Here is a 14,960-nt window from a genome sequence, read left to right on the forward strand (position 1 = left end):
GAGCGGGAATCCCCTCAACCAAGGTGAATATTCAACCCCTCGATGTCCTCGGCAGTATCATGTTTCTCGTCGGCGTCCTCCTTTTGACCGGGATGCTCACGCCCACTGTCGTTGCGAGTCAACGACTCGAAACGGGAGTGACGCTGATGATACTGGGGACTGCAGCCGTCGCGGGACCGCGTGCATACCGGGGCGCACTCGACAGAACAGAGTAACGTTCGGAGCGCGAAACTGAGTGTCAATGACCGAAAGCTCACCCCACACACCCGAACGCCGACTCGTCAGCGGCTGGCACGGACGCTTCTTCGAAGACTTCCGCGTCGGCGACGTGTACAAACACCCGTTCGGCCGAACCGTCACCGAGACTGACGACGTGTGGCTGACGAACGTGACGATGAACCTCAATCCGATGCACTTCAACGAGGCCTACGCGAGCCAGACGGAGTTCGGTGAACGCCTCGTCAACGGGACGGTCGTTATCGCGCTCGCGGTCGGCATGAGCGTCATCGACGTGACCATGAACGCAACAGCGAATCTCGGCTACGACAGGGTTTAAACACCACGCACCGGTCTATCACGGCGATACGATATTCGCCGAATCGGAGGTGCTCGAAACCCGAGCCAGCGAGTCGCGAGACCACGTCGGCCTCGTCACGACGGAGCTTCGTGCGTACAACCAAGACGGCGACCTCGTGTTGTCGCTCGAACGAACCGCGATGGTGTTGAAACGCGAGTCCGCCCAACCGAGCGCGGCCATGCCACCTGGCTGGTTGGAAGGAATCGGCACCCAACCGGAGGATGTGAACTGAGATGACCGACGAAAACCACAGCCAGCCGAGCGGGAATCGAATCCACGGGTCAGTCACCGTCCAAGATGCCGAGACGCTCGCGGCGTCGATTCCGGCGGATGCAACCCTCGCGACGAGTGGCTTCGGGAGTGTCGGCTACCCGAAGGCCGTGCCGCTCGCACTCGCCGAGAGCGACCGCGACCTCTCGTTGACTATCGTCAGCGGCGGCAGCGTCGGCGAGGAAATCGACACGCTGCTCGTCGAAGCGGGAGCTATCGAGCGCCGGTATCCCTATCAGGTCACACCGGAGGTCCGTGCGGCGATTAACGAGGGCCAAATCGCGTTTCACGACAGCCACATCTCCCGCCTCAGCGACGAAATCGAACTCGGGCAGCACGTCGGCGTCGACATCGCGGTCGTCGAGGCAGTCGCTGTGGGCGACGACTGGCTCGTTCCCTCGCTGTCCATCGGGCCGACGCCGGCGTACGTCGCCGCCGCAGACCGGCTCATCGTCGAAATCAACGACTCGCTCCCGCGAGGGCTCGAAGCGATACACGACGTCTACCGGCCGGGGCGACCGCCCAATCGCGAGCCGATTCCGCTGACTCACCCCGGCGAGCGAATCGGGACGCCGCGAATCCAGTTCCCGAGCGAGAAGCTCGTCGGCGTCACGAGAACCGAGCGCCGAGACACCTCGTACACGTTCCGCGAGCCGACCGCGGCCGACCGCGCTATCGTGGCGAACCTCCTGGAGTTTCTGGCCGACGAGATTCACGACAACCCGGTCTTCGCGGAGTCGATTCAACTCCAGTTCGGCGTCGGAAGTCTCGGAAACGCGCTTATGGGCGCGCTCGGCGACTTCGACTTCGGCGACCGCGAGGTCAACTACTACGGCGAGGTGATACAGGACGGCCTCTTGGACCTGCTCGACGACGGACTGCTCGACGTGGCGAGTGCAACGTCGCTCGCGCTGTCCGAAGACGGCCAAGACCGGCTCTGCGAAGATATCGACCGCTACGCAGAGAACGTCGTGCTCCGGCCGTCGGACATCTCCAACAACCCGGCGGTCGTCAACCGCTTCGGCGTCGTCGGCGTCAACAGCGCCCTCGAAGTCGACCTCTATGGACACGTTAATTCGACGCACCTCGGTGGGACGCACCTGATGAACGGCATCGGCGGAAGTGGGGACTTCAATCGAAACGCACTCGTTCCGATTGTGGCGCTGTCGTCGACCGCAAAGGAAGGCGCCATCTCGCGCATCGTGCCGATGGTTCCACACGTCGACCACACCGAACAGGACATCTCAATCGTGATTACGGAACAGGGCGTCGCCGACTTGCGCGGACTCGCACCGCGAGAACGAGCCGAAGAGATGGTCGAACACTGCGCGCACCCCGAGTATCGAAGCGACCTCCGCCGGTATCTGAAGCGGGCAGAACGAGGCGGCGGTCACATCCCACACGACCTGTCACGAGCCTTCGACTGGCAGTCTGAGGGGTGAGGCAGGCAATCGGAGAAATAGTGCGGGGACGAATGCAGTGCGAGTTACGCCTCGAATCCACCCGCGCAGTCGTCCCCCAGGATACCGGCACAGAGGTCCGAACGACCGTCTTCAGACACCCATCGCGTCGCTCGCGCGGTGTTCGTGAGCGCGGCGTCGGCGAACTCGTTCCACGTCGCTTCGGCGGCCGACCCGACTGGACAACAGGTGACGATAATCGACCCCGGTCGCATCCGTGTCGCCGCTATCGCCAACTCGTCTCGGAGGATGGCATTCGGAACGTCGCTGAAGAACAGGTCCGTGCTGTCGTCGAGAACGGACGGCAGTTCGGTCGTCGAGTCACCCAAGCGTAACTCCCAGCGCTCCCGGAGTCGCTGGGGGACGAGCCACCCGATTTCCGGGTCGTCGAGGTCTGCCGGCAACACCGAGGTGTCTCCGAGGTCGATAGAAACGAGGGACCCGCGAGCGTTTTGGTCGAGGGCGCTCAATAGATACGCTGCACTCAGCCCCCCACGAACGCCGGTTTCGACCACCAGTTCAGGTTCCGTGAGTCGAACGAGAACCGAGAGAACGTCGCGCCAGTTGTGGTAGAACACGTCCGGGCCAGTCGCGGTTCGCCGGAACGACGCCGTCAACTCCGCACGGAACTGTACGTCGCCCGCGAGCGCAAGCCACGCGTCGGTGACGTCACGACGCGTCGGTGACGTCACGACGCGTCGCTTCGATTCCGAGGTCCGAGACGAACGATTCGAGTTCGTTCGGGGACGGCGGGGATTCATACCGGTGTCTCGGCAGCAATTCCGTCGGTCCGGCGGACGAGAGATGTCGATACGCCGCCGTCGGACTGGTGAGTGCCTTTCGCGTTGCACCCGCCACGCCGTGTTGCTTGATTGGCTGGAGGAGTCGATTGGGGAGTATCGCCGCGAATACCGACTGCCGGTATTGGCTCATTCTCTTGACAAACGCACAGAAGCATGTTAGCTAATTCCTCGCTAACGGCGGGCGACGGCAGCAATCGTCTTCGCATCGACTTCGTTTCGGTCACTTCCACTGCTGTCGTTCTCGGGCGGGTCGCTCCCACTGCTGTTGGTTTCGGTCCGCTCACTCTCGTTCGTCCGCTGGACGACGTATCGCTGGCCGACCATCGGGTCCAAGAGGCTATCGACGGGCGCGCGGTCGTCAGTGAGAAGCGGCACGTCGCCGGTGGGTTCGTCGTTCCGGTAGGACGTGAGTTCGGCCGCGAGGTCGATGCCGATGTCGCGGCGCTGATTACGCGCCTGTAGCTCCTCGGCCGTCACGAGCGTCTCGTCTTTCGTCGCCACGACCTCGATGTTCTGGACGGCGACGCTCCCCGCGGTGGGGAAGCTGTACACCTGCGGGTAGACCGACCGCATCGTCTTGTACTCCGCGCGGTAGAACTGCGAGGCTGGGCCGCTCGGCGCAGAGATGATGTTGGCGAACAGGACACCGTCCTCGTCGAGGCGGTCCGACGTGAGCTGCATGAACTCCTGAGTCGTCAACTGGAACGGGACCTTGTCCTTCCGGTAGGCGTCGAGGACGATGAGGTCGTACGTCCGGTTCGTCTCTCTGAGGTACTGCCGACCGTCCATCGTGTGGACGTTGAGCCGCGGCGACTCCTCGACGCCGAAGTACTCCTCGGCGACGGAGACGACTTCCGGGTCGAGTTCGACCACGTCGACGGTCACGTTCGGGTACTGCTCCAAGAACACGCGCGGGCCGGTGAACCCGCCGCCACCGACGAACAGCACCCGGTCGATGTCGTCCGAGAGGAGAAACGGGACGTGGAAGTACGAGGTGTAGTCGAAGACGTGTCGCGTCGGGTCGTCGAGGTCCATCGCGCTGTGGGGCTGTCCGTCGAGGTAGAGCGTCCGCGTTCCGCCCGCGTCGGCGACGCGGAGCTCCTGATAGGCGGTCTGGGTGTGGTAGACCGTCGTTCCGCGGGAGTCGAGACCGACGCCGCCGGTCAGCGACGCGAGGACGAGGACTGCGGCGATACCGACGCTCCAGACCGCCTCGTCGCGGCCGATGTCGGGGCGGGCGAGTGCGAGCGCCGTCACGACCGAGATGAGTCCGAAGACGAGCCCGATGTTGGTGACGCTCAGAGACGGGATGAGGAAGTACGTGGTCGCGAACGCGCCGATGATGCTGCCGACGGTGCCGACGGCGTAGACGTGGCCCGACGCCGCGCCCACGTCGGACCGCCCGGAGAGTTCGGCCGCGTAGGGGCTGATGAAGCCAAGGAAGTAGGTCGGTGGCCCGAACAGGAGCGTAATCGCCGGAAGCGACGCGAATCGACTCGGGAGCGGGAGGCTCGCCGTCGACTGGATGAACAGGTCGCCGAGGAGGATGACGCCCGCGATGTAGGCCGCGGTGCCGATGAAGACGCGGACGAGCGCGCCGTTCGACGCCGCTGCGGCCCGCTGCCCGCCGCGGTGGTAACCGAGGCTCAGCGCCGCGAGGAAGACGCCGATAATGCTCCCCCACGTGTAGATGCTGCTGCCGAACTCGGGGGCGACCATCCGACCGGCGAGAATCTCCAACCCCATGCTCGTGACCCCGGAGACGAACACGGCGAGTTCGGGACGCGTCATCCGGAACCACGAGCCGATGGAGGTCGATGCCATGTCAGTAAGCCAAGGGGCGCGGCCGTATTAATTCACCCACGGCGGCGAGCCGGACGACGCGTGGGGTGGTCGACCCCGCCGCCTCTGCGACACACTCGCGCGAACCTTCTTATCTGATAACGGAGCCAGCCCGTCCCGTGTCCTCCCTCGTCGCCGCATCCGATCTCGCCCGCGCCGCGTACTGTCCGCGACAGCTCTACTACGCCCGCCGCGACGACGACCGAGCGCCGCCGCCCGCGGTTCGCGACGCTCGCGCGCTCGCCTTCGAGTATCCCGCCCTGCTCGACGGCCCCGCCGACGAACTCGCGACGCGACCGATTTCGGTGTCGCCGTCGGCGTACCGCGAGAACCTCGCTCGCCTCCACGACCGCGACGACTGGGACGCGCTCACCGACCCCGTCGCCCGTGACGTGCTCCTCTCGGGGAAAGACTGCCGCGGCATCGCGCACAAACTCGTGCGGTCGCCCGACGACGGCGACGAGGACGACCAACCGCCGGTTCCGTCGCTCGTCTCGCCGGGCGAACCGCCCGAGCGCGGCGTCTGGGAACCGCAGCGCGTCCGGGCCGTCGCGCTGGCGAAAGCGCTCGCGTGGGAGCGCGAAGCGTCGGTATCGCGGGCGCTGGTCGAGTACCCGGCGGTCGGCGTCGTCCGGACAGTCAGACTCACGACCGGGAACAAGGCGGCGTACCGGCGGGCGCTCCGCATCGCCCGCAACCTCGATTTCGTCCCGTCGCGGTTGCGAAACTCCGCGAAGTGCGAGTCGTGCGCCTACCGGGGGCGTTGTGGCGTGAAAACGTGGTCGCTGTCGTCGCTGCTCGGCCGGTGAGATGGGGGCTCGGCCGGTGAGGTTAGGCTCCGCGGCGGCGACGCCGCCTGCTACGCGTCGCCTCGTTGGCACGCCCGTCGGGCTACGCGTCGGCGGCGTGTTCGTCTAACCACGCCTCGATATCGTCTGCCATCGCGCCGCGGCGGTGGACGACGCCGCGACCGGGGTCGACGACGGTGCTCTCGGTGCCGGGCGTCGTCCCGCCGTCGAGGACCACAGCGACGGCGTCCCGAATCTCGTCGGAGAGCTGCGAGGGGTGCGTGATGCTCCCGGTGCCGGAGCGGTTGGCGCTGGTTGCCGTGACGGGCGTCCCGGCCGCGCGGAAGAGGTCCAAGGCGAGTTCGTGGTCGGGAACGCGGACGCCGACGCGCTCTTTCCCGGCGACGAGCGCGTCCGGCAGACTGTCGCGTCGCTCCACGACGACCGTCACCGGACCGGGGAGGAACCGGCGCATGAACGCCTCCTCGCGCTCGTCGGCGACGACGTGCGCCAGCGCGGCGTCCACGTCGGGAAAGCCGGCGGAGAGCGGTTTGTCTCGGTCGCGGCCCTTGATGTCGAAGACGCGTTCGACCGCGTCGGCGTTCGTCGCGTCCGCGCCCATGCCATAGACCGTCTCGGTCGGGTAGACGACCGCCTCGCCGCGGCGAATGGCGGCGGCGGCACGCTGTACGTCGTCGTCGCTCATGGACGAACGGACGCGAAACGGGCGAAAAAGCGTGACGAAACGGCGATTCCGTGCGGGGCGGAGGTGTGGAACAGCGCAGGACGGCGCGACGGGAATCGAGCGCGTGGCCTACAGGCCGGCGAGCGCGTCCGCGAGTTCCTCGTAGTCCGGGAAGTCCGGCCACTCGTCGGCGACCCAGCGGTACTGGACCGTTCGCACCTCGTCGAGGAGGAACACGGCGGGGCGGTGTTCGGTGACGCCGGCCATCCCGTCGAGGTCGTGTTCGAGGTCGTAGTCGGCCGCGACGCCGGCCGCGGGGTCAGAGAACAGGCGGGCGTCTACGCCGCGTTCTTCGAGGAACGACTTGTGCTCGTAGGGCGACGAGATGGAGACGCCGACCGTCTGCACGTCCTCCGGGACGCCGCGGTCGCGGAGTTCGTTCCAGACGTACGTCGCCGGGAACGCGCCCGCCATCGTGTGGAACACGAGGAGGACGGGGCCGTCGGCGGTGAGGTCCGAGAGAGACGCGTCCTCCCAGAATTCGTCGTTGACGAGCGGACGGGTGAAGTCCGGGGCGGTGTCGCCCGGTTCCGGCGCGTCGTGCTCGGGGAGGTCGACGACGTCGAAGTCGACCATCAGGCTCCCTCCCCGTAGGTGTTTTCGAGATACTCGACGATGTTCGCCGACTCGGACATCGTGACGCCGGTGTTGTCGTCGACGATGGCCGGAACCGAGCGCTTGCCCGAGACGCGCTTGACGACGTTCCGGTCGGAGTGCATCGGCTCGACGAACCGCGACTGGTAGGCGAGGCCCTGCTCGTCGAGCGTGCGGACGACCCGCTCGCAGTACGGGCACGCCTGCAGTCGGTACAGCGTAATCGCCGGTTGCTCGTCGGACATGGACGGCTGTTGGGAAGAGCGTCGCCTAAGCCCTTCGCTCGCGGGCATCCGCGCCGCAAGATCGGTTCGGCGACGTACCGCCTCGGCCAGTTAGACGGTGTCGCGCCGAGCCGGGGGCATCGAATCGGCGTTCTCGCGGTTCGCCAACGGAGCCGACGAGGGCGGACGAGACGCCGACCGAGAGGGGTTCGAGGGCAACTCTTAATTCCGGTCCCGCGCAAGACAGTGTAGTTACATGGGTTTGCCGCCGCTACAGTTACCACCAGCCACGACACTCGCGGCCGCACAGGTCTCGAACATTCCGCTGGACGACACGACGATAACGGTCCTCGGCGTGATCGGAATCATCGTCCTGATCGGCCTCTCGGCGTTCTTCTCCTCGTCCGAGATTGCGATGTTCTCGCTCGCAAAACACCGCGTCGACTCGATGGTCGAAGACGGTGTTCCGGGCGCGGAGCGGGTGAAAGCGCTCAAGGACGACCCGCACCGGCTTCTCGTGACCATTCTGGTTGGAAACAACATCGCGAACATCGCGATGTCCTCGATATCGACCGGACTGCTCGTCTTCGTCGGTTTCCAACAGGGAGAGGCGGTCGCAATCGCGACGTTCGGGATTACGGCAGTCGTCCTGCTGTTCGGCGAGAGCGCGCCGAAGTCCTACGCGGTCGAAAACACCGAGTCGTGGGCACTCCGCATCGCGCGGCCCCTCAAGTACGCCGAGCTGCTGTTGCTCCCGCTCGTCGTCTTCTTCGACTACCTGACCCGCGTCATCAACAAGGTCACCGGCGGTCAGACCGCCATCGAAACGACCTACGTCACCCGCGACGAGATTCAGAACCTTATCGAGACGGGCGAGCGCGAGGGCGTCATCGAGGAGGAAGAACGCGAGATGCTCGACCGCATCTTCCGGTTCAATTCGACGATCGCCAAGGAGGTCATGACCCCGCGCCTCGACATGACCGCCGTCCCGAAGGACGCGACCATCGACGAGGCCATCGAGACGTGCGTGCAGGCCGACCACGAGCGGGTCCCCGTGTACGACGGTAACCTCGACAACATCATCGGCATCGTCAACATCCGAAACCTCGTCCGCGAGAAGTACTACGGCGAACGCGGCGTCGGCATCGCCGACATCGTCTCGCCGACGCTCCACGTCCCCGAGTCGAAGAACGTCGACGAACTCATGGCCGAGATGCAGGACACTCGGATGCAGATGGTCGTCGTCATCGACGAGTTCGGGACCACGGAGGGGCTCATCACCCTCGAAGACATGGTCGAGGAAATCGTCGGCGACATCCTCGAAGGCGACGAGGAAGAGCCGTTCGAGGCGGTTGACGAGAACACCTACCTCGTCCGCGGTGAGGTCAACATCGACGAGGTCAACGAGATGCTCGACATCGAACTCCCCGAGGGCGAGGAGTTCGAGACGCTCGCTGGCTTCATCTTCAACCGCGCCGGCCGCCTCGTCGAGGAAGGCGAGGAGATCAGCTACAACGACATCGTCATCCGCATCGAGCAGGTCGACAACACGCGCATCATGAAAGCGCGCATCCGGACCAACGCGGGCATCGAAGCGACCGACGGCAACGGCGACGACGAGGACGGCGGCGACGAGGAAGCGGAAGTCGAGCCCGACACCTGACCGGCCCTGACCGGTCCGACCCGACCGAACCCGTCGTCTCGACGCCTGAACCCGTTTCGTCCCGACATCCAAACTCCGTTCGCCCCGACACCCGACTGAACTCGTTTTCGGACCGTCGTCCGCCGTGACTCACCCGAGGAGCGTAAACGAGAGAACCACGAGCACCAGCGACGCCAGCGCAAGGAAGGCCAACCCGGTCGCGTCGGCGGTACCGTCGCCGAGGCGTCGCGCCCGCCCGCGAAAGCGAATCGCCAGCGCGAACGCGCCGAGGCCGACGCTCCCGAAGGCGAACCCGCGGAGCGAGATGCCGGTCACGACCGCCATCGCGACGTGGTAGACGCCGAAGACGGCCCAGAGGGCAGAAACGAGGGTGGCGAGCGCGACGCGGAGCCCACGAACGTTCACAGACCGAGTACGCTCGACACGAGCGTAAAGACGCCGTAGCCCAGCCCGAACGCGAGCGCGAGCGAGCCGACCCACGCGAGGACCGTGTACAGCATCTTCCGCCGGGAGACGCCCGACCCGCCGGCGGCGTAGCCGGAGCCGATGATGGCGCTGACGATAATCTCGTTGAACGACACGGGAACGCCGAGGGCGACGGCGGTCTGGGCGATGGCGAACGAGGGAATCATCGCCGCGATGGAGCGCCGCGGCCCGAGCGAGGAGTAGTCCTGCGCGAGCGCCTTAATCATGCGCGGCGCGCCGGTCCACGACCCAGCGAGGAGGCCCACCCCGCCGCCGACGAGGAGCGCCGGGAGCGGGACCGCGACCACGTCCAGCAGGGGAACGAGCGGCCCGATGGCGAGGCCGACCTGACTGCCGCCCGCCGAGAAGGCGACGAGGCCGCCGAGGACGAGCAGGAATCGCCGCTGACCGCGGGTCTTGTCGGTCGTCACCCAGCGACCGACGATCGCGGCCGCGACGAGCGCGACGAAAAGGGAGGCGGCGACGAACCAAACCGTCTCACCGAGACCAGCGAGGTCGGTCAGTTCGACTGCAGCGGCCCGGGCGACTGAGGCCGAACCCGACGCGCCACCCAGCCCCGCGAACTCCATGTTGGCGACGAGCAGGCCGACGAGTCCGGCGAGCGCGGGGACGGTCCACTGCTCGGAGACGCCGTCGGCGCGGAGGAGTCTGGCGGTCGCGTACGACGCCCCGCCGCCGACGAACGGCGTGAGAACCCACAGCGAGACGATTTGCTGGTACTTCGCCCACGCGGGGTCGCCACCCATGGCGAGGCCGACGCCGACGACCGCGCCGGTGACGGTGAAGGCGGTGGCGATGGGGTAACCCGCGAAGACGCCGAGCGCGACGAGCACCGCCGCGGTGAGGAGCGCGACGACCGCGGCTCCCGCGGTCAGCGTAACGCCGCCGATGAGTTCCGTCCCGACCGCGTTGGTGACGTTCGCGCCCTGCAGGAACGCCCCGGCGAAGCCGAGCAGGCCGACGATGAAGCCCGCGCGCATCACCGAGATGGCGTTGGCTCCGACCGCGGGCGCGAACGGCGTCGACCCCGACGACCCCGCGCCGATGGCCCACGCCATGAACAGGCTGGCGAGAGCGGCGACGACGAACGTGGCGAGCGTCGCGGCGGCTACCACGGGGCGACACCCCGGCGGTCGTCGGCGTCGGCTGTTGTCCCGTCCATCAGCGGCGGCGCGCCTCGTCGTACCCCTCGCTCAGGCCGAGGAGCGTCCGACGGACGAGGAGATACCCGAAGAAGACGAAGAGCAACAACGCGACGAGCAGCCCGACGAACACGGGATTCCCCGCGAGAAAGTCGACGAGGCCGTCTACGACCAAAGGGTCGGTCATGTGGATGGGTTCGGCGGGCACGAGGTATAGCAATTTCGGCGACGGGTCGTGAAAGAATACGAACACTCATGAGAAAACGCGAGTAACGCGGATTCGATGGCCGACCTCATCCCCTCCAGCCCGGGCGACCCGGACGACGACCGGGACGACCGAGACCCCAAGGTTATCGGCCTCGACAGCGACGAGGCCGACGACCTGCTCGGTGCCATCTCCTCGTCGACCGCCCGGTCGGTCCTCGCGTCGCTCCACGAGTCGCCGGCGACGCCCTCCGACCTCGCCACCGAGGTCGACACGTCTCTCCAGAACGTCCAGTACCACCTCGGAAACCTCTCGGAAGCGGGCCTCATCGAAGTCGCGGACACGAGGTACTCCGAGAAGGGCCGCGAGATGAAGGTGTACACGCCCGCGGACCGGGCGCTCGTCGTCGTCGCCGGGCGCGAGGACGAGACGAAGGGACTGAAAGGCGCGCTCACGCGCCTCATCGGCGGGGTCGGTGTCCTCGGTATCGGCGCGGCCGTGGTAAACCGACTCGCTCGAACCGGGTCGGTGCTCCCGTTCGGCTTCGGCAACTCGGCCGGCGGTGCGGACGGCGCTGGCGGTTCCGAGGCCGGCCAGAGCGGCGGGTCGGGAGGCGACCTCAACGCGACCTATCAGGCCGATTCGGTCAACGCAACGACCGCGGCGGACTCGACGACGCAGACCGCGACCGAGACAGCTACCGAAACCGCGACGACGACCGACGGCGACGGCGGGTTCAGCATCGCCGAAGCGACCACGACGGCGGATTCGACGACGCAGACCGCGGAGGCGACCCGGACCGCGGTCGAGTCGACGCGGACGGTAACGGAAGCCACACAGACCGCCGCGGAAACCGCGGCCGCGACGCCGACGCCGACGGCGGTTCCGGACACGACGGCCGCACAGACGGCTACGGAGACCGCGGCGCAGCTCACGAGCGGGTCGGGCGGACTCGCCCAGACTATCGGGTCGCTCTCGCCGGGGACGCTGTTCTTCCTCGGGGGGCTGACCGTGCTTCTCGCGTGGGTCGCGGTGGGCGTGCTGCGTGACTAAAACGGTTGTTTGAGCTTACGGTGCGTATTTGATACCGTCACCCGTAGGAGTGAGTACGAGGTCGCGCGTGGCCCCCAACGGCGACGGGACTGCCATCCGTGCCCCTGCCCCTCACCCCGTCGTCTCGCGCGGCCTCGGACTGTCCCCAACAGGCTTCCCCAGCCTGTTCCCGCTGATTCTTCCGGCCCTCCGCCGGACTCCACTGCATCACTCGTCAGGGACGATACGGAACGTCTCGAAGATGTCGCCGTCGACGGTGACGAGTCGCCCGCGGAGTCCGCCGTCCGGCAGTTCCTCCAGTTCCGCGTGCGCCTTGCGGTTGCCCCGCGGTTGGGCGTGACTCCCCGGGTTGAGGAGCGGAATCGGCCCGGTACCGTCGAAGCCCGGCCGGTGGCTGTGGCCGAAGATGACCGCGTCAGCCCCGCGCTCGCGGCCGAACATCGAAAGCGCGGTGTTCCCGCCGCGGCGGGTGTGAGTCACCGCGAACTCGACGCCGCCGTAGGTGACGTTTCGCGCGACTGGAATCCGGTCGCGAATCTCGGGACCGTCGTTGTTGCCGTAGACCGCGAGGAAGCTGTCGGCCTCGTCGATGAACGCGTCGAGGACGGACTCGCGCATGAAGTCGCCCGCGTGGACGACGAGGTCGGCCTCGCGGACCGCGTCGAGGGTTCGGTTCGTCAGACGATGGCCGTCCGTGCTGTGGGTGTCGGAGACGACGACGAGCATGCGCCGGGGTAAGCGCCGGAGGGATTGAAACCTACCGACTGCGGTGTCGGGTCGTCGGGACCGGTCGAGGCTGGTCGGGGGCGGACGGGGTCGCCGCAGTCGGCGAGCGGTGTCCCGGTTCCCCGTCGGTAGCTCTATCCGGGCGGGGGGAGTGGCCCACGACATGGCAGGCAGTACGTCCGTCGTCGTCGCCGCGCTCTTCGCGAACGGGGCGATTGCGATTCTCAAGTTCCTCGGCTATCTCGCGACCGGGAGCCCCTCCATGCTCTCCGAAACGTATCACTCCATCTCCGACACCGGTAACCAGGTGTTCCTCCTCATCGGCATCCGCGACAGCAAGCGCGACGAGACGCAGTCGCACCCCTTCGGTTATGGGAAATCGCAGTTCTTCTACTCGTTTCTCGTCTCCGTGATGCTGTTCGGCATCGCCGGCTGGGAGTCGGCCAAACACGGCTACGACGCCCTGATGCACCCCGCCCACGGCGGGGGCGGTGAGGCGCTCTTCCTGCTCGGCTTCGAAATCGAGCCTGTGTTGGTCAACGTCGCCATCCTCCTCGGCGCAATCGCCTTCGAGAGCTACGCCTTCCTGAAGGCGAACGCCGAACTCCGCCGGCAGATGGAGGAGTACGAGTGGAGCGGTCTCGTGGAGGCGTTCCGGGAGACGAGCGACGTGACGACGCTCACGGCGTTCACCGAGGACACCGTCGCCCTCGTCGGCGCGATGCTCGCGCTCGTCGGCATCGGCCTCACCGAACTCACGGGCAACGAGCTGTTCGACGCCGGCGCGGCGCTCCTCATCGGGATACTGCTCATGGGCTTCGCCATCGCGCTCGCGTGGGAGAACAAGCGCCTGCTCATCGGCGAGAGCGTCCCCGTGGACGAAGAACAGGAGATTCGGAGACTCGTCCGCGAGCACCCCCACGTCGCACACATCGACAAGTTCCGCGCGTCGTACGTCGGCCCCGAGAAACTCCTCGTCGCCCTCGACGTGAGCTTCGACCCCGAACTCGACACCGAGGAGATAGACGACCACATCTCCGACATCGAGGCCGAACTTAAGGCGGCCGACAACCGGGTCCACTTCGTCTACATCGAACCCGAACTGTAGATGGACCTCACGCAAATCGCCCCCTCGGTCATGTTCGTCGCCGCCGGCGGCTACATCTACAGGCGGCCGATGTCGACGAGAAATCTCGTTTCGCCCCGGGAGTGGAGGCACCAGCGAAGGCGGAGAAGCTCCAACGGAAGTTGGCAACGGGGGTAGGTATCACACTCGCCCTCGGTGGCGTGCTGTGGTTCGTCGTCGCGCTTGCGACTGGCTGAGGACACCTACCGCGTTTCGACCGCCTGTGCGACCCGCTCGACTGCTTCTTTGACTTCCGCGCGCGACACGTTCAGATTCGTCGTAAAGCGGGTGTGGTACTCGCCGAACGTCCCACCGAGGACGCCCGCGTCGTCGCACAGACTCACAAACTCCTCGGCCGTCAGCCCGGTACCCTCGGAATCGACGACGACGATGTTCGTATCGGGCGTCGGCACCGACAGTCCGGGGACGGCGTCGAGACCCTCGGCGAGGACCGTCGCGTTCGCGTGGTCGTCGGCGAGGCGGTCGATATTGTCGAGCGCGACGAGCCCCGGTGCGGCGATGAGACCGGCCTGTCGCATACCGCCGCCGAACTGCTTTCTGACGCGGACGGCCTCCTCGATGAGTTCTCCGGGACCCGCGAGCACCGAGCCGACCGGCGCGCCGAGCCCCTTCGAGAGACAGAACATCACCGTGTCCACGTGTTCGACCATCGCCGTCGGGTCCTCGTCGAGGGCGACGCAGGCGTTGAACAGGCGCGCGCCGTCGAGGTGGACGGGAATTCCGAGGTCGTGAGCCGCCGCTGCCGCGGCGTCGATATCGGCTTTCGGAATCGCGACGCCGCCGCGGGCGTTGTGGGTGTTTTCGAGACACAGCACGCCCGTGCCGGCGACGTGAAGCGACTCCTCGCGGGCGTGGTCGCGGACCTGTTCGGGCGTCGGCGCGGCGCGCTCGCCGGCGTCGTAGGCGCGGACCTGCAGGCCAGACAGTTGGGCGAAGCCGCCGACCTCCCACTTGTAGACGTGCGCCTTCGCGTCCACGAGCGCCTCCTGACCGGGGGCGGCGTGGACGCGGGCGGCGATTTGGTTGCCCATCGTCCCCGACGGCACGAACAGCGCATCCTCCGTGCCGACCAGTTCGGCCGCGCGCGCTTCGAGTTCGTTCACGGTCGGGTCGTCGCCGTACACGTCGTCGCCGACGTCGGCGTCGCGGGCGGCCTCACGCATCTCGTCGGACGGGAGCGTGACGGTGTCGCTTCGGAGGTCGATCATGCGCGGAGAGACCGCGCCGACGGAGAA

16 protein-coding genes and 1 pseudogene are annotated in these 14,960 nt (G+C 66.8%); 7 read left to right on the top strand and 10 right to left on the bottom strand.

Annotation, left to right across the window (positions count from 1 at the left end):
• Window positions 1-23: 23 nt before the first annotated feature.
• The 3 genes and pseudogenes from NKF06_RS06425 to NKF06_RS06440 all read left to right on the top strand — a co-directional run bounded on the left by NKF06_RS06425 (window position 24) and on the right by NKF06_RS06440 (window position 2,289).
• Window positions 24-215, top strand: coding sequence for a hypothetical protein (locus NKF06_RS06425; RefSeq protein ID WP_253244869.1), 192 nt, complete (start codon window positions 24-26; stop codon window positions 213-215).
• Between the two features lie 26 nt (window positions 216-241).
• A pseudogene (locus tag NKF06_RS21135) lies at window positions 242-809 on the top strand (MaoC family dehydratase).
• A 1-nt stretch (window position 810) separates the two neighbouring features.
• Complete coding sequence (locus NKF06_RS06440; RefSeq protein ID WP_253244871.1) at window positions 811-2,289, top strand: acetyl-CoA hydrolase/transferase C-terminal domain-containing protein; 1,479 nt, start codon at window positions 811-813, stop codon at window positions 2,287-2,289.
• 44 nt (window positions 2,290-2,333) lie between these two features.
• On the opposite strand, the gene NKF06_RS06445 is transcribed toward NKF06_RS06440, so the two are convergent.
• Both NKF06_RS06445 and NKF06_RS06450 read right to left on the bottom strand, forming a co-directional pair.
• Window positions 2,334-3,068 (bottom strand): class I SAM-dependent methyltransferase, encoded by a 735-nt coding sequence (locus tag NKF06_RS06445; RefSeq protein WP_253244872.1) that lies wholly within the window; start codon window positions 3,066-3,068, stop codon window positions 2,334-2,336.
• Between the two features lie 213 nt (window positions 3,069-3,281).
• Window positions 3,282-4,934 (bottom strand): fused MFS/spermidine synthase, encoded by a 1,653-nt coding sequence (locus tag NKF06_RS06450; RefSeq protein ID WP_253244873.1) that lies wholly within the window; start codon window positions 4,932-4,934, stop codon window positions 3,282-3,284.
• Between the two features lie 137 nt (window positions 4,935-5,071).
• Between NKF06_RS06450 and NKF06_RS06455 the strand changes: the two genes are divergently transcribed.
• A complete protein-coding gene (locus NKF06_RS06455; RefSeq protein ID WP_253244874.1) occupies window positions 5,072-5,761 on the top strand; it encodes a hypothetical protein in 690 nt (229 codons plus the stop codon).
• 82 nt (window positions 5,762-5,843) lie between these two features.
• On the opposite strand, the gene NKF06_RS06460 is transcribed toward NKF06_RS06455, so the two are convergent.
• The 3 genes from NKF06_RS06460 to NKF06_RS06470 all read right to left on the bottom strand — a co-directional run bounded on the left by NKF06_RS06460 (window position 5,844) and on the right by NKF06_RS06470 (window position 7,324).
• Entirely contained in the window at window positions 5,844-6,446 is a 603-nt protein-coding gene (locus NKF06_RS06460) for an L-threonylcarbamoyladenylate synthase (RefSeq protein WP_058826789.1), read from the bottom strand.
• Between the two features lie 108 nt (window positions 6,447-6,554).
• On the bottom strand, window positions 6,555-7,061 hold the full coding sequence (locus tag NKF06_RS06465; protein ID WP_058826790.1) for a redoxin domain-containing protein: 507 nt from the start codon (window positions 7,059-7,061) through the stop codon (window positions 6,555-6,557).
• Window positions 7,061-7,324, bottom strand: a complete 264-nt coding sequence (locus NKF06_RS06470) for a glutathione S-transferase N-terminal domain-containing protein (protein ID WP_004968989.1) — start codon at window positions 7,322-7,324, stop codon at window positions 7,061-7,063. Before NKF06_RS06470 ends, NKF06_RS06465 begins: the two co-directional genes overlap by 1 nt.
• A 235-nt stretch (window positions 7,325-7,559) precedes the next feature.
• Between NKF06_RS06470 and NKF06_RS06475 the strand changes: the two genes are divergently transcribed.
• Window positions 7,560-8,966, top strand: coding sequence for a hemolysin family protein (locus NKF06_RS06475; RefSeq protein WP_253244875.1), 1,407 nt, complete (start codon window positions 7,560-7,562; stop codon window positions 8,964-8,966).
• 129 nt (window positions 8,967-9,095) lie between these two features.
• On the opposite strand, the gene NKF06_RS06480 is transcribed toward NKF06_RS06475, so the two are convergent.
• From NKF06_RS06480 to NKF06_RS06490, 3 genes are read right to left on the bottom strand one after another with little or no spacing between them, the layout of a single operon-like run.
• The gene (locus NKF06_RS06480) at window positions 9,096-9,371 is read right to left on the bottom strand and encodes a hypothetical protein (protein WP_253244876.1); all 276 of its coding nucleotides are present in this window, start codon (window positions 9,369-9,371) and stop codon (window positions 9,096-9,098) included.
• Window positions 9,368-10,567, bottom strand: a complete 1,200-nt coding sequence (locus tag NKF06_RS06485) for an inorganic phosphate transporter (RefSeq protein WP_253244877.1) — start codon at window positions 10,565-10,567, stop codon at window positions 9,368-9,370. The genes NKF06_RS06480 and NKF06_RS06485 overlap by 4 nt, the downstream gene beginning before the upstream one ends.
• A gap of 46 nt (window positions 10,568-10,613) precedes the next feature.
• A complete protein-coding gene (locus tag NKF06_RS06490) occupies window positions 10,614-10,781 on the bottom strand; it encodes a hypothetical protein (protein WP_167321013.1) in 168 nt (55 codons plus the stop codon).
• Window positions 10,782-10,877: 96 nt separating this feature from the next.
• On the opposite strand from NKF06_RS06490, the gene NKF06_RS06495 reads away from it, so the two are divergent.
• The gene (locus tag NKF06_RS06495) at window positions 10,878-11,852 is read left to right on the top strand and encodes a winged helix-turn-helix domain-containing protein (protein ID WP_253244878.1); all 975 of its coding nucleotides are present in this window, start codon (window positions 10,878-10,880) and stop codon (window positions 11,850-11,852) included.
• Between the two features lie 207 nt (window positions 11,853-12,059).
• On the opposite strand, the gene NKF06_RS06500 is transcribed toward NKF06_RS06495, so the two are convergent.
• Window positions 12,060-12,578: a metallophosphoesterase gene (locus tag NKF06_RS06500; RefSeq protein ID WP_253244879.1), complete on the bottom strand. Its 519-nt coding sequence runs from the start codon at window positions 12,576-12,578 to the stop codon at window positions 12,060-12,062.
• Between the two features lie 163 nt (window positions 12,579-12,741).
• Between NKF06_RS06500 and NKF06_RS06505 the strand changes: the two genes are divergently transcribed.
• Window positions 12,742-13,686 carry a cation diffusion facilitator family transporter gene (locus NKF06_RS06505; protein WP_253244880.1) on the top strand — a complete coding sequence of 315 codons (945 nt, stop codon included), beginning with the start codon at window positions 12,742-12,744 and terminating at the stop codon, window positions 13,684-13,686.
• 221 nt (window positions 13,687-13,907) lie between these two features.
• On the opposite strand, the gene NKF06_RS06510 is transcribed toward NKF06_RS06505, so the two are convergent.
• Window positions 13,908-14,933 carry a GntG family PLP-dependent aldolase gene (locus NKF06_RS06510; RefSeq protein ID WP_253244881.1) on the bottom strand — a complete coding sequence of 342 codons (1,026 nt, stop codon included), beginning with the start codon at window positions 14,931-14,933 and terminating at the stop codon, window positions 13,908-13,910.
• Window positions 14,934-14,960 lie beyond the last annotated feature (27 nt).

Origin of the sequence: Haloferax sp. AB510, assembly GCF_024136985.1 — an archaeon.
Classification (GTDB): Archaea; Halobacteriota; Halobacteria; order Halobacteriales; family Haloferacaceae; genus Haloferax.